This window comes from Guyparkeria sp. (assembly GCF_041687595.1).
In the GTDB taxonomy this organism is placed as follows: Bacteria; Pseudomonadota; Gammaproteobacteria; order Halothiobacillales; family Halothiobacillaceae; genus Guyparkeria.
The window spans coordinates 1-3812 of the sequence record NZ_JAWLBP010000083.1 but is presented as its reverse complement, the minus strand read 5'-3'; the positions used below and the strand labels follow the sequence as shown (position 1 = coordinate 3812).

Here is a 3812-nt window from a genome sequence, read left to right as displayed (position 1 = left end):
TCGTCGCCCTCGAGGATGGCGATCAGCTCGAGGCCGTCGGGGAACTGCATCGGCACGTCCTTCATCGAGTGCACCGCGATGTCGGCGCGATCCTCGAGCATCGCGACCTCCAGCTCCTTGACGAACAGCGCCTTGCCGCCGATCTTCGACAGCGGGCTGTCGAGCAGCTGGTCGCCGCGCGTGGTCATCTTGACCAGCTCCACCTCGAGCCCGGGGTTGCGTTTCTTCAGTTCCGCCGCGACGAACTCCGCCTGCCACAGGGCAAGCAGGCTGGCACGGGTGGCGATACGAAGCACGCGGCCTTCGGAAAATGCCTTGCTCATCTGTCATCCTCATTCATGCAAGCCGGACGGCCGGAGCCCCGCTCGGGCCGTCGCGAGATACGCGCCATGGTAACCCGGATGCAGCAGTCGGACACGGGTCCGGGGGGAAGGTCTGCATGAATCCGGCGCCGGTTCGACCCGACGAGCGCCACCGGGTTCATGCCGCTCTTCGCCGAGGAACCCGACCGCCGCCCGTTTGGTCCTAGAATCAGTAACAGGCCGCCCGGATCGGCCGTCACCTCGTTCGGAGGAGAAACATTGTCTGCAATCATCCCATCCCCTGTCCTGCATCGACTGGCGCTTGCCACGCTCGCGCCCCTGGCCGCCCTGCTCATGATGGGCATGTCCAGCCCGCCCGGGGAGGCCGGCGACTCCGCCTCGGAGAGCGCCCGTGACGACGTGCCGTTGATGAGCGATCTGGAAAACGTCGAGGCCGACCTCGAGTACATGCAGGAACAGCAGATTCCCATGCTCATGTTCTTCCACGCCACCTACTGCACCTACTGCCAGACCGTCGACGACGAGTTCCTGCAGCCGATGGCCCGCAGCGAGAAGTACAAGGGGCGGCTGATCATCCGCCGCGTGGAAATCGACTCGCCCACCCCGGAGATCCAGTGGCAGGGCGAATCGTGGACCCCGCAGGAGTTCGCCCGGCTGCAGGGCGTGCAGCTGGTGCCGGAGGTGATCTACTTCGCCCCGGACGGTCGCCAGGTGGTCGACGAGCTCAAGGGCGTGACCGTGCCGGACTTCTACCCGACCTACCTCGACCAGCGCCTCCGCGCCGCCGAGCGCTGCATCGAGGACCCGGACCTCGATGTCTGCACCGACGGCATCGACCAACCGCGGCGGGACCTGGTCAACCCGGAATGATCATCCGGGCGGCCTAGGTAGTTGACCGGGCTAACAAATCCCAGCGACTGACTCTGGTATTACCGACTAGTCTTGGGCATGATCACGGATGAACCAAACCCTGAAACGACCGCCGCGAAGTGGTCGAAACACCAAGCGGCGCCGCCGCGTGAACCCCAGACGAGAGGATCTGACGAGATGAAAGCAAAATCCAAGAAGCACCTGCTGATCGGCTCGACCGCCCTCGCCACCGCCATCGCGGGCTCCTCGGCCATGGCCGCGAGTCAGGCCGGCAACCCGTTCGCCTCCGAGACCACCCATGCCGGCAGCCTCAAGACGGCCGAGATGGCCTGCGGCGCCGGCCAGTGCGGTAGCAGCATGGACGAGGAGAAGGACGGCGAAAAGGACGGGGACAACGACGACAAGTCCTGATCCCCCGGTCGCGGCCTTGCGCCCGCGACCGACCCCCCACGACGGCGGGCCGCTGCCTGCCGTCAATGAAAGGGAGGCTGCCATGCGTCTCCACGAATCCGACCGTGTCGTGCGGGTAGGCATCGGCCTGCGGCGCGGCACCATGATGACGGAAATCGAGGAACAGCGTCCCGACGTGGACTTCCTCGAAGTCGCCCCCGAGAACTGGATCCGTTTTGGCGGTCCAGCCAGGGCGCGCTTCAAGGCACTGCTCGAGGACTACCCGCTCTACACCCACGGCCTGTCGCTTTCCATCGGCGGCCCGGCCCCGCTCGACATCGCCTTCGTCGACGATGTCGCCGGCTTCCTCGACGAGTATCGGCCCGAGCTCTACAGCGAACACCTCTCGTTCTGCTCGGACAACGCCCACCTCTACGACCTGATGCCGATCCCCTTCACCGAGGAGGCCATCGAGCATGTCGTCGCCCGCATCGACACCGTTCAGCAACGTCTGGGCCGCCGGCTGGCGCTGGAGAACGTCTCCTACTACTCGCCGGTGGAATCCACCATGGACGAGCGGACCTTCATCCTCGAGATCCTCGAACGGGCGGATTGCGACCTGCTGCTCGACGTGAACAACGTCTACGTCAACAGCGTCAACCACGGCTACGACCCGGCCGCGTTCATCGACGCCATGCCGGCCGAGCGGGTGAGCTACCTGCACGTCGCCGGGCACCACCAGGTCGAGCCGGACCTGATCATCGACAGCCACGGTGCGCCGGTCAGCGACCCCGTCTGGGACCTGCTCGGCCACACCTATCGCCACGTCGGTGCCGTGCCGACCCTGCTGGAGCGCGACTTCGACATCCCGCCGCTGGCCGAGCTGATGGACGAGGTCGCCACCATCCGACGGATCGCCGAGCAGGCCCTGCGTGGGCAGGCGGCCTGAGATGAGCGACTTCCGAGCGACCCAGGAGGCCTTCACCCGCTACGTGCGCGACCCGGAGGCCAACCCGCCCCCGCCGGGGAGCAAGCCCGAGCGGATGGCCTGGTACGCGCAGCTGTTCCGCAACAATATCGACGGGATACTCGAGACCGCCTTCCCGGCCCTGCACCAGAGCATGTCGGCTGCCGAGTGGCAGGCACTGGTGCGGCAATTCTTCCGTGACCGGCCGCTTGCCTCCCCGCTGCTGCGAGACGTACCGGGCGAGTTCGTCGACTTCGTCACGGACGACGATTGCGTCACAAACGATGACTCGTTGGCCGACTGGCAGCACGAACTGGCCGCCTACGAGCTGGCCCGCTTCGAGCTCCTGACCGGCGAAGACCCCGAGCCACCCGCCGGCCTCGATCGGGGAGGCGATCCGCTCGCCGGACGACCGTGGGTCTCGCCGCTGGCCCGGCTGATGATCACCACCTGGCCCGTCGACGCCATGGCTGCCGGAGTCGAGGCCGGCGAAACACCGGCACCCGACCGGCCCGGCACACATCACCTGCTGCTGTTCCGCGACACCAACGGCGCCCCGGTCTGCCAGCGCCTGTCCCCGGCCAGCGCACGCCTGCTGGCCCTGCTGGCGGAATCGACCGCACCGGGACGCGAGACCGTCGCGCAACTAGCCGAGGAGATGAGCATGCCGACCGAGGAGCTGGAAGCCTTCGCCGGGCCGCAGCTGGCGGAATGGCGGGCGGCCGGTGTGCTCCTGGGGAGCATTCCGGCACAATAGAAAGACAACCCGCTGATTCCATGGAGGGAATCATGTCCATCACCGACTGGCCCGCCAGCGAACGCCCGCGCGAGCGCCTGCTCGACCGTGGCCCGGCAAGCCTTTCCGACGCCGAACTGCTGGCGATCTTCCTGCGCACCGGGGTAACCGGCCGCTCCGCCGTGGACCTCGCCCGCGACCTGCTCTCCCACTTCGGCTCGATCAGCGCGCTGCTCTCGGCCACGCGCGAGGACTTCGCCCGCGCCCGCGGGCTGGGCGATGCCAAGTACGCCCAGCTGCAGGCCGTGGTCGAGCTCGCCCGGCGGCACTTCGCCGAGGAGCTGCGCGTCGGCCCGGACATCGGCAGCCCGCAGGCGGTATTCCGCTTTCTGCAGGCCGAGCTCGACGGGGAAACCCAGGAGATCTTCGGCGTGCTGTACCTCGACAACCGCCACCGCGTGCTCGCCTTCGAGCGACTGTTCTTCGGCACCATCGACCAGTCGGCCGTCCACCCGCGCGAGGTAGT

Annotated in this window: 5 protein-coding genes and 1 pseudogene; 5 read left to right on the top strand and 1 reads right to left on the bottom strand. The window is 67.4% G+C overall.

Features of this window, described 5'->3' with window-relative positions; all coding sequences use genetic code 11:
* Positions 1-323 (bottom strand): annotated as a pseudogene (locus ACESL5_RS09480) (hydroxymethylbilane synthase); the annotation flags it as partial.
* A gap of 258 nt (positions 324-581) precedes the next feature.
* Between ACESL5_RS09480 and ACESL5_RS09475 the strand changes: the two are divergent.
* From ACESL5_RS09475 to radC, 5 genes are all read left to right on the top strand, one after another.
* On the top strand, positions 582-1193 hold the full coding sequence (locus ACESL5_RS09475) for a thioredoxin family protein (protein WP_372592536.1): 612 nt from the start codon (positions 582-584) through the stop codon (positions 1191-1193).
* Between the two features lie 177 nt (positions 1194-1370).
* Positions 1371-1604: a hypothetical protein gene (locus ACESL5_RS09470; protein WP_372592535.1), complete on the top strand. Its 234-nt coding sequence runs from the start codon at positions 1371-1373 to the stop codon at positions 1602-1604.
* An 82-nt stretch (positions 1605-1686) separates the two neighbouring features.
* Complete coding sequence (locus ACESL5_RS09465; protein WP_372592534.1) at positions 1687-2532, top strand: DUF692 domain-containing protein; 846 nt, start codon at positions 1687-1689, stop codon at positions 2530-2532.
* A 1-nt stretch (position 2533) separates the two neighbouring features.
* Positions 2534-3307 carry a DUF2063 domain-containing protein gene (locus tag ACESL5_RS09460; RefSeq protein WP_372592533.1) on the top strand — a complete coding sequence of 258 codons (774 nt, stop codon included), beginning with the start codon at positions 2534-2536 and terminating at the stop codon, positions 3305-3307.
* 32 nt (positions 3308-3339) lie between these two features.
* Positions 3340-3812, top strand: a 473-nt coding sequence (gene radC, locus ACESL5_RS09455) for a RadC family protein (RefSeq protein WP_372592532.1), incomplete at its 3' end; no start/stop codon positions are given.